A 20,559-nucleotide genomic window follows, 5' to 3' on the forward strand; every position below is an offset into this window, starting at 1 on the left:
TGGGGTCCAAACCGACGTATGGGGTCCAAACAGAGGCGGGCGGTCCAGTTCGTACGTTGTGGTCGACGATTCGTACCTTCTTGCGACGGTTCGGCACCTGGAGGTACGTACCGTCGTCGAAAGTGCCGAAGCGCCGGTGCCAAGTGACGAACCGTCATGCGAAGTGCCGAACCCTCACCCGGGGCACACGAGCGAACACGCCCCAGGTCCGCGCCCCGCAACGGCGCATGCGCGCCCGAGTCACCCTGGGCGCGCAATCAGAACCGCTGAAATCACCGGAAGCACCGGCGGACACCATCAACGGCCACCGCCCCGATCCGCCACCCGGATGTTCTCAACGGCCCCAACGAATCATCCCCGTAAACCGGTAAGCCGGCCTAACTGATCGTATTAGGCGGCGAAGAACCATGGACTTATCCGTACCCACAGCTCCAGCGAGGTCATGTGCTCCAGAACCAGCTCCTCGGGCAGGTCCGAGGCCGCTTTCTGGGCAACCACTTCGGGCGCGGCACCGACGTCGAGGGCCCTCGCGACGGACTTGGGGATCAGCTCGTACAGGCATTCGGGGACGGACAGGGTGGTCAGGGAGCCCACGACCTCCCAGCCGCCATCTCGTGGTGTGCTCGTGGAGATCAGTGAGAGCGTCCACTGGCCGCTGACGAACCCGTCCGTCAGCGGCGTGGGTCCGCCCAGCCGTCCCGGCTCGTCGCCACGATCGAGCTGGCGTGCGATACGGGCAAGTTCCTCGGCAAGGGCATCCAGGTTCCCGGAGTCGATGAAGCTGTACACCGACTGCGGGAGAGTATGCGGCCCCAGGTCGATGTTGAGGCGCGGCCGTACGTCGAGCAGCTGCGCGAAGGCGGAGGGAACCTCGCATTCGTCGAGTCCGTACACGTGATACCCGTCCGGCTCGTGCTTGACGATGGTCGCGCGCTTCGGACCTATCCATGCCTCTGCGCGTTGCCCCGAACGCGCGGGGGCGAAGCGGGCGACGTCGAGGTGCCGGGTGGCCCCGGCGACCCCGTGCAGTGCAGGGGCAGCAGGCGCCGTGATGCCCTGATCGTCCAGGATTCCGCTGCGGCGCAACCGCTTCGCAATACGGTCTTTAGGTATACGCCCTCCCATCGCCACGGCGCGCAGAGACAGCCACTCCGCATCGCCGAGGATCAACACCGGGGTGTTTCCGCTCGTGTCCAGCCGTGCCATCAGATCTCCTCCAGTGTGACGATCATGGCCAGGAATCGCTCCACCGCTGTACTGCAGTCGCGAGTGGCACAGGAGAAGGTCGCGGTCAACCCGCGCCGCGAGGTCTCGCTCACCCAGGTCCACTGAAGGGCGGTGACCGAGACCGCGTTCTGGATGTAGACGCCGGAGCGCAGCAGGCCGGGTCCGACCGGCTCCCACTCGGAAATGTCGATCAGCTGGAAGCCGGGTATGGAATTCATCAGCTGCATGGTCGAGTCCCGGAGCCAGTCCTCCGCAGAGGTTCCCGCGGGCAACTCTGCGACGGTGATCACGCAGTTCTCAGCAAAGCGGGGACTGTCCGGCCGCTCGGCACAGATCAGGTCCACGCGTCCCGCGTCGTCGGGGGCCGTCCCAGGGTCCGGGACGCCGGGAAGGTTTGCAGGGTCCACCTGCACCCAGCCGGCGGGCGCGGATACTTTCACGGCGGACCCCGCGAACTCATGGGGCAGGTCCGGGTTCGATCGCGGGGTCATGCGTCACCTCCTGAAGGGTCGGGGAAAGTGTCCGTGGTTGCCGAGTCGAAGGGGCCATTGGCGCGACCGGCTGCCGGTCCGGAAAGTTCGCCCGGCTCCAGCTGCGAGGTGTCACGCCAGGCATTGGCCTTAGCGAGCCGCGCGCGCCGACGCCGCCGCCACCACTCCACATGCCACTCCGGATACATCCACACCGGCAAAGAAATCGGCAGAAAACTCAGCAACCCGACCAGAATGAAGAAAAAGCCGGCGAAGCCCAGCACCGTCCCGAACACCGAGTCCGCTATCACGGGAAGTCCCAGCGGACAAGCACACAAAAAAGCCAGGGCAGCGGCCGGAATCGTGAGCGACAAATTGTTCTTGACTCCCATCTCCGCACTGATCTCACGCGCAAACTCACCCGGGCCGGTATCAGTGAACATCGCCAATACCCAATAGCCGATCAGCATCACAGTGAAGGCGAAACCACCAATCACGGCCCACAAGCGCAGCACCTCCAACTCGTATCCTCGCCCAACACCCTCAACCCCCTACACATCATCCGGCGAAGCCGGACGCTCAGAAGCGGGTCGCGCTTCAGGCTCCAGCCGGGAGGTATCGCGCCAGGAGTTCTCCCTGGCGAGCCGCTCGCGCCGACGCCGGCGCCGCCACTCCACATGCCACTCCGAATACATCCACGCCGGCAACGTGATCGGCAACAGGCTCACCAATATCAGAAGCACAAAAAAGCCACCGACGACCCCCAGCATCATCCCAAACCCGGACTCCGCCACGGCAGGAATCCCCAGAGGCGCCGCGAAGACAGCCATCAAACCAGCGGCCGGAACGGTAAGCGACAGATTGTTCTTGTGACCCACTTCCGCACTAATGTCACGGGCAAACTCGCCCGGCCCAGTGTCGGTGAACATCGCCAGCACCCAGTACACAGCGATCAGCAAGCCGAACAAAAAAACGCCAACAGCACCCCACACGGAAATTACCTCCTTTCATCCACTTCACCCAAATAACTTACTCCATCCCTCATTAATCCTATCGCCGAGCCATTTTCCCGCGGCAGACCCAGCTATCCCTCCGACCGCTCCTCCAACAATGCCGCCCACAGCAACCCCAACCGGGCCGCCGATCGCACCAATTGCCATGCCTGCCTGCGCCCCCGCCGTCGCGACGGCCCAGGCACCCGCACCCTGCGCAACAGCCTGCGTCCCAGCACGCGTGATCTTCTCTCCCTCGCCCATTGAGGGGTTGGCCGAGTCCTTCTGGTACTGCTCGTACCCGGCCACACCAGCCGTGAGCACAGTAGACGCACGACCCGCCCACTTGAGCGCAGACGCGGCCTTGGCCGCGGCCTGCTGCGCCTTCCACGCGGTGGTTCCGCGGGTGAAGGGCTTGTTGATCCAGTTGCCGGGTTTGCTCTTGGCCCACAGGGTTTGCAGCAGTCCCATCTTGGAGCGGTCTGCCGCTGACATGAATCTGCCGGCGCCCGGATGCCACTTCGGGTAGCGCGGCTGGAACCTGGCGATTGCGCCGATCGTACCCCAACGGGTCCCAATGGCTACCCGGTTCGTCCAGCCGACAGCCTTGGATAAGTCGCCCGGCCCACCAGTCGGAAGGTACTTGTCCCGGAACCACTCCCCCGCAGTCTTGAGCGAGTTGCAGGCCGAGATGAGCGTGTCGTGCGCCGTCGACTCCTCGGCACGAATCAGGGACAGCGTCGAGGAGAGCGTGTCGTGGTGGCCTTCTTAGTGGCATAGTCCGCGTCGGAGTCATCCTTTACGGGCTCCTGGATGGTGCTCCCTGAGACCACCAGTCCGGCGGCCATAGCGTCGTCAAGAACGTCCGCGAGCCGATTCTTGACCGAATACATGGAGTAACCGAAGTCGTCGAGCGCCTTAGCCAAAGTCGAGGCATCGGCCGAAGTGTCATCAAGGACGTCACGATCGCCGCTCAGCTTCAGCAATGCCTGGGTAGTTGCTTCGCTTGAGCAGTCGGAGGCGATGGAGCTGCGGGCGGAGGCAACGTCGTCGGAGGCGTCCGAGATCGTCGTCGAGACCGAAGTCAGGGTCCTGGCGGCATTCCAGGCCGCGGACGGCTCAGTGATGACCCGAGCATCAAGAGGCATCAGTAGCCTCCTGAGGTTGCGGAGGGAGTGGCGGAGGCAACATCGGCATCCGTGTTGCGGAAGTCCGATGCGGTCGTTCGCAGGTCGCTAGCCATGGTACGCAGCGCGGAAGCCGTGCTCGTGGTCTTGGAGGACAGCCGGCTCAGCGCCGTCGACACCGCAGAGGAAGAACGGCCCACATCCGGATCGGCGGGGAAAGAGGCGCCGCCCAAATCGCCGGCGACGTCATCGAGCATCCCGGCCGCATGATCAAGGGTCTCAGGGTTGATGTACAGCGTGCCAGCACTCATCGACTTGTCTCCTACCGCGTCAAACTGCTAACGGACATCATCGTTACCCTCCCGCAATTCGATGTCAACCCAAGATCGCCCCACCGGCCCTCAGCACGTAACAACTACCGACCTCAGCACGTAACTTCAACCGACCTCGGTGAGAGGGGACTACCGTTGGGCACAGTATCCGTCCGGACCCGCACCTAATCCGTCCGGACCCGCAGCTACCACGAGGACCTATGCCTGACCGCACCGCGTACAACGACTCGACCCTGGTGATCGGGCTCGGCCGCTTCGGCTCCGCCATGGCCGCCACCTTGGACCGCCTCGGCCGGGAGGTGCTCGCCGTCGAGCGGGACCCCGTCCTCGTGCGCCAGTGGACCGGTCGCATCCCGCTGGTGGAGGCGGACGCCACCGACATGGAGGCCCTGGAGCAGCTGGGGGCCACCGAGTTCGGCACCGCGGTGGTGGGTGTGGCCACCTCCCTGGAGGCCAGCGTGCTTATCACCGGCAACCTGGTGGACCTGGAGACCCCACAGATCTGGGCCAAGGCCGTCTCCCGCGCCCACGGCCGCATCCTGCGACGCATCGGCGCCCACCACGTGGTCTACCCCGAGTTCGACGCCGGGCAGCGCGCCGCCCACCTGGTCTCCGGCCGCATGCTGGACTACATCGAGATGGAGAAGAGCGGCTTCACCATCGTTAAAATGCGCCCTCCCGCCGAACTGCACGGCTTCACCATCGGCGAATCCAAGATCCGCTCCCGCTACGGCGTGACCGTCTTCGGCCTGATGAGCCCGGGCGACCCCTTCGAGTACGCCACCGCGGCCACCCTGGTCTCCCCCGACGACGTGCTCGTGGTCGGCGGGGATGCCATGCTCCTGGAGCGCTTCGCCAACCGCGGCTGACCCGAGTAGCTCGCCGGAGCGGTCAGGGCGACACCCGCCTCCGCCCTGCCCACCGCCGCATCGAGCTTCACCTCGCCGCTGCGGTCGGCGGCAGTGATCCGGTAGGTGCCGCGGAAGCCGGACAGGCGCAGCCGTCCCTCGGCGTCGGTGCGCACAGTAGTGGGCGGCGTCCACCACTGGCCCTTGACCAGGTCGTGCAGGGCCGCGTAGCTGGGCTTCAAGGTGCCGTCGGCGCGGGCGAAGCCGACCGGCGCACCCAGCCAGGCCCCATCGTCGGTGAAGCCCCAGTAGGTGATCTCCGCGACCGCGGGGTGGGAGGCGAGCGTGGTGTAGTGGCGGCGGATCTCATCGGCCTGGCGCTCCTCCCCCTCCGGGGTGCTGGGCCAGTGCGGAATCTGGTAGTCGTTCAGGTCCACGATCTGCGGCGGCATGAGGTGGCCGGAGACCAGTGTGGTCTCGGTGAAGTGCAGCGGCAGGCCGAAGCGGCTGAAACGCTCGAGCACCTCCTGGGTGCGCTCCTCGCCCCAGTACCCCTGGTGCATGTGTGACTGCAAGCCGATCGCGTCGATCCTCACCCCCGCCTCCAGGCAGTCCTCGATCAGCTGGACGTACTTCTCGCTCATATTGAAGTCGTTGAGCAGCAGGAAGGCGTCGGGGTTGGCGGCGCGGGCGGTCTCGAAGGCGAGCCGCACGATGCCCACGCGGTCGAGGCGCTGGGCGAGCGGGGTGATGGCGTTGTCCTCGGCGGTGAACTCCGGCATGATCACCACCTCGTTGATGGCGTCCCAGGTGTCCACCAGGCCGCGGAAGCCACTCGCCTCGCGGGTGATGCGAGCACGCAGGATGCGCTCGACCTCTTCCGGGTCGCGTCCCAGCAGCCACTGCGGGGCGAGCGTGTGCCAGGCCAGCGGGTGTCCCTTGACATCGGCACCGTGGGCGCGGATCCAGCGGGCCGCATTCGCCAGCCGCTCGGTGTGCGGATGCCCCTCCTCCGGCTCGAATGAGCGCCAGTAGAAGGGCAGCGTGGCGACGTTGAACAGGTCGAAGAAGCGCTCCGTCAGCGCCTGCGCCAGTTCCGGTCGGGCCCCGCCGAACAGGCTGTCCGCATTGGACTTCTCCCCGTTGGCGACGGCCACGAAGTCGAAGCCGATATTGCCGATTCCCAGCTCGTGCCGGGTCTGCTCGACGACGACGTCCGTGTCCGCCAGCGGCGCCCCGTCAGGGCCGGTGATGGTGAGGACCGTTTCAGCCAGGCGGTGGCGCATGGCTTGTGGGACGGTTGCGGCGCTTACGTGGTTCAAGGCTTGCTCCTGTGGTAGCGAGTCCGCGTGCGCAGACTCATCGTGTGCGGAAACAGTGGTGGATTCGCAGTGGGGTCTTAGATCTGGCTCATGCCGCCGTCAATGACCAGCTCCGCACCGACCATGTAGGCGGAGTCCTCGGCAGCGAGGAAGACGATCGCGGCGGCGGTCTCATCGATCGAGTCGATGTGGCCACGGGCACCATGCTCGTGATCCGGTCGATGGCCTCCTGCCCGCCGACGAAGGCGGCGAATCCCTCGGACATGGTTGGTCCCGGGCCGGCCGCGTTGACCCGGATGCGCCGCTCACGCAGCTCGGCGGTGAAGGTGCGCGCGAGCGAGCGCACGGCGGCCTTGGAGGCGTTGTACACCGAGTGTCCGGGGTCGCCGTTGGAGCCGGAGATGGAGGACAGCAGGACTACCCGCGCGCCGTCACGCAGGAGGGGCAGGGCCTTGCGGACGGTGAAGTAGGCCAGCGCCGATCACCGCGCAGCGAGCCGGAGCGCTGCCGACCCCGTCATCAGATTGCGTCATTGACATGTCATCTCCTCCTGAGTATCGCGCCCGTCACTCCTTGGCGGCCGCGGCGATCATGGCGTCGACAATGCCCTGGGCGTCGCCCTTGCCCGCCAGCATGTCTACCACCGCGACGTTGAGCGCGTTGCCGACGTTCTGCCCCAGGGACGTGTCCAGCCACACCTGCGAGTAGGCGGCGTCGTTGCCCGCCTGCATGGCGTCGGCCAGCGGGCCCGCCGCAATCACCCCCTGGGCGTCCCGGTTGGCGGGCAGCATGTCGAAGGCCTCGGCGTAGGCCTCCTGGTTGTCCTTGGTCATGATGAAGTTGAGGAACTCGGCGCACAGCTCGGCCGGAGCCGTGGAAGAACAGGAGTAGCCGTCCACGCCACCCATGATGGCGGTCGGGTCACCCTCCCCGCCGTCGACGGCGGGGAAGGGGAACCAGCGCAGATCCGGCAGCGGCTGCTCATCCGGGGTCAGCGAGGCGATCACGCCCACATCCCAGGTGCCCATGAGCTCCATGGCGGCCTGGTGGTTGGCCACCAACCCCGCGGACGAGCCCGCGCCCTGCTGGGCGGAAGTGGTCAGGAAACCGTCGTTGAAGGGGCCGGTGGCGGTCAAGTCGGCCAGATCCTCCCCGGCGTCCACCCAGCACTGGTCGGAGAAGTCCAACTCCGACAGTGAGGACTCCAAGACCTCCTGGCTGCACTCGCGCAGCACGAACTGGTAATACCAGTGGGCAGCCGGCCAGGCATCCTTGGCCCCCAAGGCGATTGGAGCAGTGCCGGACTCCTTCAGCTTGACCACCGCGTTGGACAGCTCCGCGATCGTCGTCGGCGTCTCGGTGATGCCCGCAGCGTCGAACAGCTCCTGCGAGTAGTAAATCCCCTCCGGCTGGAAGGAGGTGGGCATCGCATACAAGGAGCCATCGATGGTGTAGGGCGCAAAGGTGCCCTCGGCCACCGACTCACGCACCTCCGGTTCGATCAGGTCGGTGATGTCGAGCAGCTGCCCCGCCTCGACCATGTCGGCCATCTTGCCGCCGCCGCGCTGGACGAAGAGGTCCGGGGCCTGCCCACCGGCCAGCGCCGTCTGCAGCTTGCCGTCGATGTCCTCGTTGGAGATCGCCACCACGTCGATGGTCACGCCCGCATGGGCGGCCTCGAAGTCGGCCGTGACCTCCTCCCAGTACGCCGCCCAGGCGGGGGTGGTGGAGTTGTTCCAGAAGGTCAGCGTGACCTCGTCCCCGCCGTCGGCGGAGTTCGCACCGCAGGCGGCCAGGGCCAGTGAGGCGGCAAGCATCCCGACGGCGCCGAGGCCCCGTCTACGCCTTGCAGGTAGTTTCATCGTTGAAACCTCCGTGTGTAGTTGTTCGGTGTGGTTGATCAGTGAGAGCGGCCGAGCGACGATCCTCATGCGGGCGTGACGGACGCGGGCGTGGTGAGCACGCGGCCCTCGCCGACCACGCGGCGCCGACCGGTGATCTCGACGGCGAGACCCTCCAGCCGGTCCTCGCTGCTGGTGCCGGCGGCTAGCAGAATCTGGCCGGGTTCGACGATGCGCCGGTGGTCGACGCCGGTGAAGGAGGTGCGGTCGGCGTGCACCGTGAAGGTGACCCGCTTGGACTCCCCCGCCTCCAGGTCCACCTTGGCGAAGCCGACGAGGGTCTTCAGCGGGCGGACCACCTCGGCCACCGGGTCTGACAGGTACAACTGAACCACCTCGGCGCCGGTGCGGTCGGAGGTATTGGTGACCGTGACCGCGTATTCCACCTGGCCGCCGACGTCCATGCGGGTAGCGGAGACGGCGGGATCGGTAAGGATGAAGGTCGAGTAGCCGAGCCCGTAGCCGAAGGGGTACAGCGGGGTGGGGTCCAGGTTGGAGATGCCGTCGGCATGCCAGGCGAGCGGCGCCGCCAGGTAGGTGCCCGGCTGGCCGCCGCGACCATTCGGAATGGCGACCGGCAGCCGCCCGGAGGGGTTGACGGCTCCGGTGAGCACACCGGCAATGGCGTCGGCGCCCTCCACGCCCGGCATGAAGGCCTGCACGATGGCGGCGCAGCGGTCGGCGTACTCCCCCAGCGCGTAGGGGCGCCCGGTGACCAGCACCAGCACGGTGGGCGTGCCGGTTGCCAGCACGGCCTCCAGCAGCTCCCCCTGGCTCCCGGGCAGGCCCAGGTCGACGACGTCGCAGCCCTCCCCGGAGGTGCCCCCGCCGAAGAGCCCGGCAATATCACCCAGGGTCACCACGGCCACGTCGGCGGCCGCGGCGGCGGAGACGGCGGCGTCGAAGTCCTCGGCGCGCCCGTCGATGAAGCCGACGCCCCGGTGGAAGGCGGCCTGGCCGGGGTGAGCGGTTCGCAGCGCGGCGGGTAGGTCGCGGATGTCCAGCCCGGTGGTGCGGCCGCCGTCGCGGCTGAGCACATGGTTGGGGAAGGAGTAGCAGCCCAGGAAGGAGCGCACGTCCTCCCACACTGGCCCGGACACGGCCACGCCCGCCTCGGGGTCGAGCGGCAGCACGCCGTCGTTCTTCAGCAGGATCACCGACTCCTCGGCCATGGCGCGGGCCACCGCCCGGTTGCCGGGAGAGTCCAGGTCGCGGCCCGTATCGACGCCGGAGGCCGGCTCCCAATCGGCGTCGAGCAGGCCCAGCCGGGCCTTCTGGGTCAGCACCCGCCCAACCGCGACGTCAAGCTCGGCCTCGGTGAGCAGGCCGCCGTCCAGTGCCGCCTCAAGATGGGAGTAGCAGGTGGTCTCCGGCAGTTCCACGTCCAGCCCGGCGCGTACCGCCAGCGCAGCGGCGTGTGCCGGGTCCTCGGCCACGTGGTGCATGGCCTGGAGGAAACGCACCGACCAGTAGTCGGAGACCACCGTGCCGGTGAAGCCCCAGCGCTCCCGCAGCACCTGCGTGAGCAGGTGGCGGGATGCGGCCACCGGTTCGCCGTCGATGTCGGAGTATGAATTCATCACGCAGGCGACGCCGCCCTCACGCACCGCCATCTCAAAGGGCGGCAGCATGACGTCCTCCAGCTCGCGCACCCCCATGGACACCGGCGCGTGGTTGCGGCCGGCCTTGGAGGCGGGGTAGGCGACGAAGTGCTTGAGGGTGGCGTGCACCCCCTGGGCCTGCAGGCCGCGCACGTAGGCGGCGCCGAGCGTGCCCACCAGGTAAGGGTCCTCCCCGCAGGTCTCCTCCACGCGCCCCCACCGATAGTCGCGCACGACGTCCAGCAGCGGCGCCAGGCCCTGGTGCACGCCGACGGCGTGCAGGTCGGCACCGATGCGGCCCGCCATCTGTTCCACGAGCGCGGGCCGCCAGGTGGCGCCCCAGGCGATGGCGGCCGGGTAAACGGTTGCCCCCAGCGCCGTGAAACCGGTCAGGCACTCCTCGTGGACGATCGCCGGGATGCCGAAGGCGTTGCGGGAGACGACGTCGCGCTGCAGACGCGCCAGCTTGGCCGCTCCGTCGGCAACAGTGACCGGGTCGGTTCCGTAGATGCGGGTCAGGTGGCCCAGCCCACCGTCGGCGCTGTCCTCCCAGCCCTGGCGCCCGACCTTGAACGCCTCCTCCATGGGGGCGACCTGGTGCGCGGCCTCGGCGGTATCCGCCTCCTCATCCACCCCGACGGCTGCGGGGTCCGGCGCGGGGATGTCCGCATCCTCGTCGAGCACCCAGAAGGATGCCAGTTGGTGGATCTTCTCCTGCCGGCTCATTGCCGACAGCAGGGATGCGGCCCGCTGATCGGCAGGCAGGGAGGTGTCGTTCCAGGTGTTCACGGTTGTCTCCGTTCGCGGTTGAAGTGGCGGTCAGCCCTTGACGGCGCCGGTCAGGCCACCGACGATGCGGCGTTCGAATAGGCTGAAGACCACCAGGGCGGGGATCATTGACAGCGAGGTGAAGGCGAGCACCTGGGCGGTGTTGACCGAGTGCTCGGAGGCGAAGGCCTGCACTCCCAGCGGAAGGGTGTACTTGGAGTGGTCGGTCAGGACGAACAGCGGGAGCATATAGGAGTTCCACGAACCGACGAAGGCGAGAATGCCGGTGGTCACCACCCCGGGTGCGGACAACGGCACAATCACTCGCCAGAAGAATCCCATGCGTCCGCAGCCGTCCAGGGAGGCGGCCTCCTCCAGTTCCTTGGGGATGGCTCGCAGGAAGGGCACCAGGATGATGACCGTCTGCGGCAGGGCGAAGGCGATGCCGGGGATGATGATGCCCGCCAGGGAATTCATCAGGCCCAGGTTCTTGATCAGGATATACAGCGGAGTGATCGCCACCGTCATCGGGAACATGAGTCCAGCCGCAAACAGCATGTACAGTGCGCCACCGCCCTTGAAGGGATAGCGGGCGATCACGAAGCTGACCATCAGCCCAAGGGTGACGGTGCCGATGGTGCCGCAGGCGGCGGCGATCGTGGAGTTGCCGACCTGCTGCCAGAACCCGGAACTGGTCAGCACCACCCGGTAGTTGTCCACCACCCACGGGTCGGGCAGGCCCGCAGGGTCGGCGGTGATCTGCGAGTTGTTGCGGAAGCCGCCCAGGATGACGTAGGCGACCGGGGCCAGCAGGGCGGCGATCACCAGGGCGGCCGCCAGGTAGACCACGGGGCTGGCCCAGGCGGGCTTGGCCTTGGCGGAACGGGCGCGACGGCGCGGACCGGTCGGCGCGGGCGCGGCGGGGGTGAGAGGCTTGATGGAGGATGCGACGGCGGTCATCGGCTGCTCCCGGTCAGTGCGCCCTCGGTGTCGCGGCGCAGGACGAATCGTTGATAGGTCAGGGCGATCACCAAGGAGATGAGGAAGAGCACCACGGCAACGGCGTTCCCGTAGCCGTAGTTGCCGCTCATGCGCCCGTTGACCACCATGTAGGTGGCCATGGTGGAGGTGCCCGCGGTGGAGGAGATGTACTGGCCCCAAATGATGTAGACCAGGTCGAACAGCTGCAGGGAGCCGATGATCGACAGGAAGCCCCACATGCGCATGGTCGGACCCAGCAGCGGAATGGTGATCTTGCGCTGGATCTGCCAGTAGGAGGCGCCGTCGACCCTGGCGGCCTCGGTCAGCTCTTCCGGAATGCCCTGCATGCCGGCCAGGAAGATGATGACGGCGAAGCCGGCGTACTTCCAGGTCAGGATGAACAGCAGGATGGTCAGCGCGGTCTTGGGGTTGGAGATCCAGTCATTGGCCAGGGCGTCGAGCCCGAGTTTGCGCAGCAGGCCGTTCATGGCGCCGTCGGTCTGGAGGATCAGCCCCCAAGCGGTACCGGCGATGACCTCGGAGATGACGTAGGGGATGAAGATGAGGACGCGGATCAGCGACTGCCCGCGCATCTTCTTGTTCAGCAACAGCGCCAGCCCCAGGGCGAAGGGGCCCTGCAGGACCAGCGATCCGACGACGACGATGGCGTTGTGCCGCAGCACGTTGTGGAACTCGGGATCGGTGAGGATCGTGCGGTAATTGTCGAAGCCGACGAAGTTCGTGGGGACTCCGAAGCCCTTCCATTTGAAGAAGCCGTAATAGGCGGCCATGATCACCGGGAGTATGACGAAGGTCAGGAACAGGATGACGGCGGGAGCCGACAGGGCGGTGATCTCCACCCGGTCCCGCCAGGACAGGGAACTGGGACTCTTCCTCTTCTTTGTCTGCCCGGCTCCGGTGGGAGCGCTGCCGCCGGCGGGCGCTGAGATTGCAGCTGTCATTGTGGGAGCCTCGTTTCGTAGTGGGCCGCGGTGCACCCGGAGGGGCATGCCGGGCGCGCCGCGGCCGACTGGTTGGGAGAGATGGGGGACTATTCCTTGGCGGCGGCCGCGCTCATGGCGTCGACGATGCCCTGGGCGTCGCCCTTGCCGGCGAGCATGTCCACTACCGCGACGTTGAGTGCGTTGCCGATGTTCTGCCCCAGGGACGTGTCCAGCCACACCTGCGAGTAGGCGGCGTCGTTGTTGGCCTTCACCTGCGGGAGCAGCGCCTCGGAGGTGACCTGGTCCTGCGCCTTCTCATTGACGGGGATGGTCTCGAAGGCGTCGGCGTAGGCCTCCTGGTTGGCCTCGCTCATGAAGAAGTTGAGGAATTCCGCGCACAGCTCCGCCGGGGCGGTGGAGGAGCAGGCGTAGCCGTCCACGCCGCCCATGATGGCGGTGGGGTCACCCTTACCGCCGTCGACGGCGGGGAAGGGGAACCAGCGCAGATCCGGCAGCGGCTGCTCATCCGGGGTGAGCGAGGCGATCACCCCGACGTTCCAGGTGCCCATGAGCTCCATGGCGGCCTGGTGGTTGGCCACCATACCGGCCGAGGAACCGGCACCCTGCTGGGCGGATGTGGTCAGGAAGCCGGAGTTGAAGGGACCGGTGCCGGCGAAGTCGGCCAGGTCTTGCCCGGCGTCGACCCAGCACTGGTCGGAGAACTTCAGCTCCGACAGTGACCTCTCCAGCGTCTCCTGGCTGCACTCGCGCAGGGCGAAGAAGTAGTACCAGTGGGCGGCCGGCCAGGCGTCCTTGGCCCCCAGCGCGATCGGCGAGGTGCCGGAGTCCTTGAGCTTGGCGACGGCGTCGGACAGTTCCTCCATGGTGGTGGGCGTAGCGGTAATGCCGGCGGCGTCGAACAGGTCCTGGGAGTAGTAGATGCCGCCGGGTTGAAGCGAGGTGGGCATGGCGTAGACGCCGTCGTCCACCGTGTACGCGGAGAAGGCGCTCTCGGGAACCTCCGCGGCCACGGACTTGTCGATCATGTCGGAGATGTCCAGGACGAGCCCGGCCTCCACCATGTCGCGCAGCTTGCCGCCGCCGCGCGCGAGGAAGACATCTGGTCCCTCGCCGGCGTTCTGGGCGGTCTGCAGTTTGCCGTCCAGGTCCTCGTTCTGGATGGCCTGAACCTCCACCGTGACGCCCTCGTGGGAGGCCTCGAAGTCCGCGGCAATGGTCTCCCAATACTGCGAGCCTGGGCCCGTGGTGGCGTTGTGCCACAGGGTGAGGGTGTTGTCATCCCCGCCGCCGCCCGAGCCGCCGCCGCAGGCGGCCAGGGCCAGCGAGGCGGTCAGTACGCCGGCCATCATTCCCGCCACGCGACGGCGAGAGCGAGCGGGATGGGGGTTGTGAGCACTGAGCTTCATCATTGAAACCTCCGATACGGACGCGTCCGATCAGGATGACCGAAATATTTCGCGAATCCGTATGACAGGTTTAGTATAGCGGCGCACATTATTCTGTCAACTGCGGTCGCCGCCGGCCTCCGCGTAACGCGCCACCGCCAACCGCACAGTCACCGCAAGGAGCCGCCATGGCGTACTTCGACCTATCGCCGTCCGACCTTGAGGACTACGCCCCGGACCTCACCGAACCGGATGACTTCGACGCCTTCTGGGCGCGCACGCTCACCGATAACCTCTTCGACCCGGCGAGTGTCACCGCCACCCCCATGACGACACCGCTGCTCACCCACCGGGTTCACGACGTCACCTTCGGCGGATACGCCGGAGACCCCATCCGAGCCTGGCTCGTCACCCCTGCCGGCACCACCGGACCACTGCCCGCCGTCGTCGAGTTCCTGGGAATGGGAGGCGGCCGCGGCCTGCCGCAGGACCACCTTGCCTGGGCGGCCGCAGGCTACGCCCACCTGGTCATGGACACGCGCGGCCAGGGCTCGCACTGGGGCTCCGGGGGCGACACCCCCGACCCGCACGGCACCGGCCCGGCCGCCGCAGGCTTCGCCACCCACGGGCTGCAATCCCCCGAGGGTTACCTCTACCGGCGCCTGTTCGTGGACGCACACCACGCCGTCGAGGCCGCGGCGGCTCTGCCGGAAGTGGATCCGACCCGAATCGCGGTCACCGGCGTTTCGCAAGGCGGCGGGCTGGCCATCGCCGCCGCCGGTCTGAACCACCGGATCATCGCCGCCATGCCGGACGTGCCGTTCATGTGCGCACTGCCCCGCGCCCTCGGCCTGACGGATGAGCCGCCGTATGCGGACATCGCCGGGTACCTGGCCGTACACCGGGACGAGGTCGCACAGGTGCGCCGCACTCTCGCCTACTGCGACGCCGCCCTGCTGGGCACCAGGGCGACCTGCCCCGCCCTGTTCTCCACCGGGCTGATGGACACCACCTGTCCGCCGTCGACCGTGTTCGCGGCGCGCAACCACTGGGGGCGGCAAGCGCCGTCATCCCCGGCACGCCCGGAGATACGCGTCTACCCCTTCAACGGCCACGAGGGCGGAGAGTCCTACCAGTGGCGGGAGCAGGTGGCCTGGCTCGGCGTCGTGCGCGACGGACTCGACGCCACCTGCTAGCCTCCTGGGAATACACGTTGGGCCCAATGGCCCTGAGGGGAGAAGAGCGTGGACTCAGGCCGGCGAGTGACCCTTGACGACGTCGCCGCGGCGGCGGGCGTGTCCAAGTCGGCCGCCTCCAAGGCGCTCAACAACCGCGCCGACGTATCCGCGGCCACCCGGGAACGAGTTCTGGCGGCGTGCGCAGATCTGGGCTACGTCCGCCCGGAGACGGCACCGGCCCGCACCTACCCGCCGATAGCGATCGTCTCCGACGACCTGGCCACCGCCTACACCATCGAGGTGCTCAAGGGCGCCGCAACCGCCGCGCTCAACGCCGGGGTCGCGCTCAACACCACCTATACGCCCCAGCCGGCGCCGCGCAAGCACCCGGTCCCCTTCGAACCCGAGTGGTTCACGCTGCTGAAGGCCACCGACTATCTCGGGCTGATCGTACTGACCTCCCCGCTGACGCACGAGCAGCAGGCCAGCGCCAGGCGCATCGGCCTGCCGGTGGTGCTGATAGACCCCTCCGGCAACGTGGAGGCCGGAGTCGCCTCGATCGGCGCCACGAACTGGAACGGCGGGGTGGACGCCACCGAGCACCTGATCGGACTCGGCCACAGACGCATCGCCATGGTCGGCGGCCCCGAGGACTCGGTGCCCGCGCAGGAGCGGCGCCAGGGGTACCTGTCCGCGCTGCAGATGCATTCGCTGCCGACGCACGCGGCCCTGATCTCCTGCGGCCCCTTCACCTATGAGGCCGGCTTGCGTCAGGGCCGTCGGCTGCTGGCCCTGCCCGACGACGAACGCCCGACCGCCGTCTTCGCCGCCTCCGACACAACGGCGCTCGGCGTCTATGAGGCGGCACGCGAAGCGGGCCTGCGCATCCCGGACGACTTCAGCGTGGTCGGCTTCGACGACACGGAGATGGCCGGCTGGGCGGCGCCGCGACTGACCACAGTGCGCCAGCCCCTGTTCCGGATGGGACAGGAGGCGGTGCGCATGATCGTCGACAGCCATCACGGCCGCCCACTGCTGACCACCACGCCCGTGCGACTGAGCACCCGGCTGGTCATCCGCGACTCCGCGGCGCCGCCGCGCCGAGTTTAGGCGGTCACGGCGCGGCGCTTATTGAGCAGGTCGAAAGCGACCGCACCCAGCACCACCAGACCCTTAATGGCCTGCTGATAGTCGATGCCCACACCCAGCAAGGACATGCCGTTGTTCATCACGGCCATGACCAGCCCGCCGACGATGGCACCGACCACCGTCCCCACACCCCCGGTGACGGCCGCGCCGCCGATGAAGCACGCGGCGATCGCGTCGAGCTCGAATCCCTGGCCGGCCTTCGGGCCGGCCATGTTGAGTCGGGAGGTGAAGATGATGCCGGCCAGTGCGCACAACACCCCGTTATTGACGAACACCCAGAAGCGCACCCACTGGACCTTCACACCGGACAGGGCCGCAGCCTCCTTGTTGCCACCGATCGCATAGATCTGCCGGCCGATGACCGTGCGGCCGGCGACGAAGGAGTACAGCAGAATCAACGCCGCCAAGATGATCAGCACAAAAGGAGTGCCCTTGTAAGTGGCGATCTTCCATGCGAAGGCCATGCCGATCAGGCAGACGAGCACGATCCGCGCGATCCAGACCCCGGCACCGGAGACGGGCACCTCGTTGGCGATCGAACGACGCCGGTTGCGCACCTCTGAGAACACGTAGGCGGCGAGTGCAAGAGCCGCCAGCAGCAGCGTGAAAACGTCATAACCGTATCCACCCAGCAGGCCGTTGAGGTAGCCCGAGGAAATCTCCCGGAAGCCGCCGGGGAACGGTGAGATCGAGAGGTTGTGCAGCACGATCATCGTCAGGCCGCGGAAGATCAACATGCCGGCCAGGGTGACGATGAAGGCGGGGATGCCGACGAAGGCGATCCAGAATCCCTGCCACACGCCCACCAGCAGCCCGGTGAGCAGCGCGGCCAGCACACCCAGCCACCAGGGCATGCCGTGGTTCACGGTTACCACCCCGGCCACGGCACCGGTCAGGGCCACCACCGAGCCGACAGAGAGATCGATGTCGGCCATGAGGATGGCGAAGAGCATACCGATCGCCAGGACCAGCACGTAGGCGTTCTGCACAATGATATTTGAGACGTTCTGCGCGGACAGGATCTGACCGTTGGTGACGATCGCGAAGAAGATCACGATGATGACGAGCGCGACGGCCAGACCGCCTTGCCGCATATTCGTGCGCAGGGTCTCCTTGAGCGTAGACAGTGTGTTGGACATCAGTTTTCCTTGATCTGGGTCATGTAGCGCATGAGGACCTCCTGGTCGGCGTCGACCCGCGGCAGGTCGGCGGTGACTCTGCCCGCCGAAAGCGTGTAGATGCGGTCGCAGATGCCGAGCAGCTCGGGCAGCTCTGAGGAGATGACGAGGACGGCCTTGCCGGCGTCCGCGAGCTGGTTGATGATCTGGTAGATCTCGTATTTGGCGCCGACGTCGATACCACGGGTGGGCTCATCGAGGATGAGCACGTCCGGCTCGGCCGCCACCCACTTCGCCAGAACCACCTTCTGCTGATTGCCTCCCGACAAGCCACCGACCACGGACTCGATGGTGGGCGCCTTGACCGCCATCTGGCCGCACAACTCGGTGACCACGGCGCGCTCCCGGTGCAGGTCGAGTACGCCGCGCCGGGAGAACCGGCGGGGAGACGACGCCGAGACATTGCGCCTGATGGACTCTATGAGGTTGAGCCCGTAACGCTTGCGGTCCTCCGACACATAGGCGATGCCATGGGAAATGGCTGAGGCCACATCCTTGACCTCGATCTCGCGTTCGTCTTTGAAGATCCTTCCAGTGATGTCACTGCCCCAGGAACGGCCGAACAGGCTCATGGCCAACTCGGTGCGGCCGGCCCCCATCAGACCGGCCAGTCCGACGATCTCACCGTGCCGAAGCACGAGATCGGCACCGTCCACGACCGTGCGTGAGGGGTCCTCGGGGTGGTGCACGGTCCAGTCCTCGAGCCGCAGCGCCTCGCCGGCCACATGCGAGACATGGTCCGGGAAGCGCTGGTCGAGAGAGCGTCCCACCATCAGGCGGATGATCTCGGCCTCCTCAACGCCGCCCTCCCGATGCATGTCGAGCGTGGCGATCGTGCGGCCATCGCGGATAACCGTTGTGGAGTCGGCGATCTGCCCGATCTCGCCTAGCTTGTGGGAGATCATAATGCAGGTGATGCCGCGCGCCTTGAGCTGGCGCATGAGTTCGAGCAGGTGGTCGGAGTCGTCGTCATTGAGGGCGGCGGTGGGCTCATCCAGAATCAGCAGACGCACGTCCTTGGACAGGGCCTTGGCAATCTCAACCAACTGCTGCTTGCCCACGCCGATGTCCTGAACCCGGGTTGCCGGGTTCTCCGCCAGCCCCACGCGAGCCATGATCCTCTGCGCCTCGGTATTAGTACGGTGCCAGTCGATGACACCACGGGTTGAACGTTCGTTCCCGAGGAAGATGTTCTCCGCGATGGACAGGAACGGGCTCAAGGTCAGCTCCTGATGAATGATGGCTATGCCCGCGGTCTCCGAGGCCTTGATGTCGGAGAAGGTCACCTCCCGGCCATCGAACAGGATCTGCCCCTCATAGGTGCCGTGGGGATGCACCCCTGACAGCACTTTCATGAGAGTGGACTTACCGGCCCCGTTCTCGCCGCAGATGGCGTGAATCTCGCCGGTCTTGACGACGAAGTTGACGTCGTCGAGCGCTACCACCCCGGGAAACCGCTTGGTAATTCCCCGCATCTCCAAGATGTTGTCCGTCGCCACGCTAATCCCCCCTTCCCCGCACGGTCGTGATTGAAGCGGCGGCGTCAAAACTCTCACCGATCACTTGAGCTCATCCTCGGTGATGTAACCGGTGTCGATCAGTGAGCTGCGCACGTTGTCCTTGGTAATGATCTCCGATTTGAGCAGGAAGGACGGCACGACCTTCACCCCGTTGTCGTAGGTTTCGGTGTCGTTGACCTCCGGCTCCTGGCCGCTGAGCACCGCCACGGCCATCTGCACGGCGGCATCGGCCAGCTCGCGAGTGTCCTTGAAGATGGTGGAGTACTGCTCTCCGGCCTGGATCGACTTGATTCCCGCGATTTCGGCGTCTTGGCCGGTCACCGTCGGGTAGGGCTGAGCGTCGGAGCCGTATCCGGCGCCCTTGAGCGCCCCGAGGATGCCGATCGACATCGAGTCCAAGGGCGACAGGACACCGTCGACGCGGCTGCCGTCTGAGTAGGTGGAGGTGATGAGGTTGTCCATGCGGGACTGGGCGGTGGCGGCGTCCCAGCGCATGGTCGCGACCGTGTCGAAGTTGGTCTGCCCGGACTTGACTACGATGACGCCGGCGTCGATATAGGGCTGGATGACGTCCATGGCGCCGGTGAAGAAGAACGGGGAGTTGTTGTCATCCGGGGAGCCGCCGAACAGTTCGATGTTGTATGGCTTGTCCGGGGACAGGCCGGCGTCATTGCCCTCGGCGTCGAGGATGCCCATACCGATGAGTAGTGAGGTGCCCATCTGAGTGCCGACGTCGTAGTTGTCGAAGCTGGTGTAGTAGCTGACGTTCTCGTTGTCGCGGATCAGCCGGTCGTAGGAGATGACCGGGATGCCGGCCTCGCCGGCGGAGTCGAGCTGTCCGGACAGCGCGGTGCCGTCGATGGGTGCGATGATGAGCAGATTGACGCCCCGCGTGATCATGTTGTCGATCTGGTTGGTCTGCGTGGGGATGTCGTCCTCGGCGAACTGCAGGTCGACGTTGTAGCCCAGCTTCTCCAGCTGCGCCTTGATGTTATCGCCGTCCTTGATCCACCGCTCGGAGGACTTGGTGGGCATGGCGACGCCGATCTTGAGATCCGACGCCTCCTTGCCGGCAGTGTCACTGCCTCCTCCGCCGCCGGCGCCGGATCCACCACACGCGGCCAACGCGAGCGTGACCCCCACGCTCATGCTCCCGGCGAGCGCAGTACGGCGTGAAACGACAGGGATGCGGGGTCGGGACATGTTGATTCTCCTCCTTGAGATCATCCGGCCACCCGGCGGGACCGCTGTACGTGGCCCCAGGGCGGCGCTCGTTGCCCCACCAGTGTGAACGTTCACTTTCAATGTGTCAACACTCACGATTCGTCTAGCGTGATACCGCTCGATCGACTGACTACCGGCCGGAAAGTGGCTCTTCCGGTTTGGGGGTGTGGTGGTTGCGACGTGGTGGCTTCGGCACGGGCTACGGTGTGGGGGCGTGTTCGGGGGCGAATGAGGTCGATGTCGGTCCGGCGGGGTCGTGCTCAGGCTGATGAGGTCGTGTTCGGGTCGGCGGGGTCATGGCCGGTAGGTGCTGGTTTGCCGAGAACGTCCTCGTGCGCCCCAAACCCTCCACATTCGGTAGGGTTTCGGGCTCATGAGGACGTGTTCGACC

The 20,559-nt window shown here is 66.7% G+C and carries 18 protein-coding genes and 2 pseudogenes; 3 read left to right on the forward strand and 17 right to left on the reverse strand.

From position 1 onward, the window contains the following. Nucleotides 1-390: 390 nt before the first annotated feature. The 7 genes from Q4A20_RS12275 to Q4A20_RS12305 all read right to left on the reverse strand — a co-directional run bounded on the left by Q4A20_RS12275 (nucleotide 391) and on the right by Q4A20_RS12305 (nucleotide 4,127). The gene (locus Q4A20_RS12275; RefSeq protein ID WP_303123358.1) at nucleotides 391-1,206 is read right to left on the reverse strand and encodes a hypothetical protein; all 816 of its coding nucleotides are present in this window, start codon (nucleotides 1,204-1,206) and stop codon (nucleotides 391-393) included. Then, entirely contained in the window at nucleotides 1,206-1,718 is a 513-nt protein-coding gene (locus Q4A20_RS12280; RefSeq protein ID WP_303123360.1) for a hypothetical protein, read from the reverse strand. The genes Q4A20_RS12275 and Q4A20_RS12280 overlap by 1 nt, the downstream gene beginning before the upstream one ends. Next, the gene (locus Q4A20_RS12285; protein ID WP_303123361.1) at nucleotides 1,715-2,218 is read right to left on the reverse strand and encodes a hypothetical protein; all 504 of its coding nucleotides are present in this window, start codon (nucleotides 2,216-2,218) and stop codon (nucleotides 1,715-1,717) included. Before Q4A20_RS12285 ends, Q4A20_RS12280 begins: the two co-directional genes overlap by 4 nt. Nucleotides 2,219-2,248: 30 nt before the next feature. Beyond that, complete coding sequence (locus Q4A20_RS12290; RefSeq protein ID WP_303123363.1) at nucleotides 2,249-2,689, reverse strand: hypothetical protein; 441 nt, start codon at nucleotides 2,687-2,689, stop codon at nucleotides 2,249-2,251. 24 nt (nucleotides 2,690-2,713) lie between these two features. Next, on the reverse strand, nucleotides 2,714-3,184 hold the full coding sequence (locus tag Q4A20_RS12295) for a hypothetical protein (RefSeq protein WP_303123364.1): 471 nt from the start codon (nucleotides 3,182-3,184) through the stop codon (nucleotides 2,714-2,716). 233 nt (nucleotides 3,185-3,417) lie between these two features. Further along, the gene (locus tag Q4A20_RS12300) at nucleotides 3,418-3,837 is read right to left on the reverse strand and encodes a hypothetical protein (RefSeq protein WP_303123365.1); all 420 of its coding nucleotides are present in this window, start codon (nucleotides 3,835-3,837) and stop codon (nucleotides 3,418-3,420) included. Then, nucleotides 3,837-4,127: a hypothetical protein gene (locus Q4A20_RS12305; protein WP_303123366.1), complete on the reverse strand. Its 291-nt coding sequence runs from the start codon at nucleotides 4,125-4,127 to the stop codon at nucleotides 3,837-3,839. Before Q4A20_RS12305 ends, Q4A20_RS12300 begins: the two co-directional genes overlap by 1 nt. Nucleotides 4,128-4,348: 221 nt before the next feature. Between Q4A20_RS12305 and Q4A20_RS12310 the strand changes: the two genes are divergently transcribed. Further along, complete coding sequence (locus Q4A20_RS12310; protein ID WP_303123368.1) at nucleotides 4,349-5,017, forward strand: TrkA family potassium uptake protein; 669 nt, start codon at nucleotides 4,349-4,351, stop codon at nucleotides 5,015-5,017. A 212-nt stretch (nucleotides 5,018-5,229) separates the two neighbouring features. Here Q4A20_RS12310 and Q4A20_RS12315 read toward each other — a convergent pair. The 7 genes and pseudogenes from Q4A20_RS12315 to Q4A20_RS12345 all read right to left on the reverse strand — a co-directional run. Beyond that, nucleotides 5,230-6,282, reverse strand: a pseudogene (locus Q4A20_RS12315) (endo-1,4-beta-xylanase); the annotation flags it as partial. A gap of 113 nt (nucleotides 6,283-6,395) precedes the next feature. Then, nucleotides 6,396-6,793 (reverse strand): annotated as a pseudogene (locus tag Q4A20_RS15155) (SDR family oxidoreductase). A gap of 91 nt (nucleotides 6,794-6,884) precedes the next feature. Then, on the reverse strand, nucleotides 6,885-8,180 hold the full coding sequence (locus tag Q4A20_RS12325; protein WP_303123371.1) for an ABC transporter substrate-binding protein: 1,296 nt from the start codon (nucleotides 8,178-8,180) through the stop codon (nucleotides 6,885-6,887). A 65-nt stretch (nucleotides 8,181-8,245) separates the two neighbouring features. Continuing rightward, a complete protein-coding gene (locus Q4A20_RS12330) occupies nucleotides 8,246-10,609 on the reverse strand; it encodes a glycoside hydrolase family 3 N-terminal domain-containing protein (protein ID WP_303123372.1) in 2,364 nt (787 codons plus the stop codon). 30 nt (nucleotides 10,610-10,639) lie between these two features. Beyond that, the gene (locus Q4A20_RS12335; protein WP_303123374.1) at nucleotides 10,640-11,548 is read right to left on the reverse strand and encodes a carbohydrate ABC transporter permease; all 909 of its coding nucleotides are present in this window, start codon (nucleotides 11,546-11,548) and stop codon (nucleotides 10,640-10,642) included. After that, nucleotides 11,545-12,531, reverse strand: a complete 987-nt coding sequence (locus Q4A20_RS12340; RefSeq protein WP_303123376.1) for a carbohydrate ABC transporter permease — start codon at nucleotides 12,529-12,531, stop codon at nucleotides 11,545-11,547. Before Q4A20_RS12340 ends, Q4A20_RS12335 begins: the two co-directional genes overlap by 4 nt. Nucleotides 12,532-12,620: 89 nt before the next feature. Continuing rightward, on the reverse strand, nucleotides 12,621-13,940 hold the full coding sequence (locus Q4A20_RS12345; protein ID WP_303123378.1) for an ABC transporter substrate-binding protein: 1,320 nt from the start codon (nucleotides 13,938-13,940) through the stop codon (nucleotides 12,621-12,623). Nucleotides 13,941-14,107: 167 nt separating this feature from the next. Here Q4A20_RS12345 and Q4A20_RS12350 point away from each other — a divergent pair, with 167 nt between their 5' ends. Both Q4A20_RS12350 and Q4A20_RS12355 read left to right on the forward strand, forming a co-directional pair. After that, nucleotides 14,108-15,115, forward strand: coding sequence for an acetylxylan esterase (locus Q4A20_RS12350; RefSeq protein ID WP_303123380.1), 1,008 nt, complete (start codon nucleotides 14,108-14,110; stop codon nucleotides 15,113-15,115). A gap of 48 nt (nucleotides 15,116-15,163) precedes the next feature. Continuing rightward, on the forward strand, nucleotides 15,164-16,207 hold the full coding sequence (locus tag Q4A20_RS12355; RefSeq protein WP_303123382.1) for a LacI family DNA-binding transcriptional regulator: 1,044 nt from the start codon (nucleotides 15,164-15,166) through the stop codon (nucleotides 16,205-16,207). Here the strand turns inward: Q4A20_RS12355 and mmsB are convergent. The 3 genes from mmsB to chvE form a co-directional block, all read right to left on the reverse strand. After that, on the reverse strand, nucleotides 16,204-17,385 hold the full coding sequence (mmsB, locus tag Q4A20_RS12360) for a multiple monosaccharide ABC transporter permease (RefSeq protein ID WP_303123383.1): 1,182 nt from the start codon (nucleotides 17,383-17,385) through the stop codon (nucleotides 16,204-16,206). The genes Q4A20_RS12355 and mmsB overlap by 4 nt on opposite strands. Further along, nucleotides 17,385-18,899 (reverse strand): sugar ABC transporter ATP-binding protein, encoded by a 1,515-nt coding sequence (locus tag Q4A20_RS12365; RefSeq protein ID WP_303123386.1) that lies wholly within the window; start codon nucleotides 18,897-18,899, stop codon nucleotides 17,385-17,387. Before Q4A20_RS12365 ends, mmsB begins: the two co-directional genes overlap by 1 nt. An 84-nt stretch (nucleotides 18,900-18,983) precedes the next feature. After that, nucleotides 18,984-20,147, reverse strand: coding sequence for a multiple monosaccharide ABC transporter substrate-binding protein (chvE, locus tag Q4A20_RS12370; RefSeq protein WP_303123385.1), 1,164 nt, complete (start codon nucleotides 20,145-20,147; stop codon nucleotides 18,984-18,986). Nucleotides 20,148-20,559 lie beyond the last annotated feature (412 nt).

The sequence above is a fragment of the Actinomyces sp. genome, assembly GCF_030530635.1.
In the GTDB taxonomy this organism is placed as follows: domain Bacteria; phylum Actinomycetota; class Actinomycetes; order Actinomycetales; family Actinomycetaceae; genus Actinomyces.

Bases quoted from the DNA above. Each gene is read 5' to 3' on its own strand.
- Q4A20_RS12275 (WP_303123358.1), bottom strand. From the start codon at position 1,206: ATGGCACGGCTGGACACGAGCGGAAACACCCCGGTGTTGATCCTCGGC.
- Q4A20_RS12280 (WP_303123360.1), bottom strand. From the start codon at position 1,718: ATGACCCCGCGATCGAACCCGGACCTGCCCCATGAGTTCGCGGGGTCC.
- Q4A20_RS12295 (WP_303123364.1), bottom strand. From the start codon at position 3,184: ATGTCAGCGGCAGACCGCTCCAAGATGGGACTGCTGCAAACCCTGTGG.
- Q4A20_RS12300 (WP_303123365.1), bottom strand. From the start codon at position 3,837: ATGCCTCTTGATGCTCGGGTCATCACTGAGCCGTCCGCGGCCTGGAAT.
- Q4A20_RS12305 (WP_303123366.1), bottom strand. From the start codon at position 4,127: ATGAGTGCTGGCACGCTGTACATCAACCCTGAGACCCTTGATCATGCG.
- Q4A20_RS12310 (WP_303123368.1), top strand. From the start codon at position 4,349: ATGCCTGACCGCACCGCGTACAACGACTCGACCCTGGTGATCGGGCTC.
- Q4A20_RS12325 (WP_303123371.1), bottom strand. From the start codon at position 8,180: ATGAAACTACCTGCAAGGCGTAGACGGGGCCTCGGCGCCGTCGGGATG.
- Q4A20_RS12335 (WP_303123374.1), bottom strand. From the start codon at position 11,548: ATGACCGCCGTCGCATCCTCCATCAAGCCTCTCACCCCCGCCGCGCCC.
- Q4A20_RS12340 (WP_303123376.1), bottom strand. From the start codon at position 12,531: ATGACAGCTGCAATCTCAGCGCCCGCCGGCGGCAGCGCTCCCACCGGA.
- Q4A20_RS12345 (WP_303123378.1), bottom strand. From the start codon at position 13,940: ATGAAGCTCAGTGCTCACAACCCCCATCCCGCTCGCTCTCGCCGTCGC.
- Q4A20_RS12350 (WP_303123380.1), top strand. From the start codon at position 14,108: ATGGCGTACTTCGACCTATCGCCGTCCGACCTTGAGGACTACGCCCCG.
- mmsB (WP_303123383.1), bottom strand. From the start codon at position 17,385: ATGTCCAACACACTGTCTACGCTCAAGGAGACCCTGCGCACGAATATG.
- Q4A20_RS12365 (WP_303123386.1), bottom strand. From the start codon at position 18,899: ATGCGGGGAATTACCAAGCGGTTTCCCGGGGTGGTAGCGCTCGACGAC.
- chvE (WP_303123385.1), bottom strand. From the start codon at position 20,147: ATGTCCCGACCCCGCATCCCTGTCGTTTCACGCCGTACTGCGCTCGCC.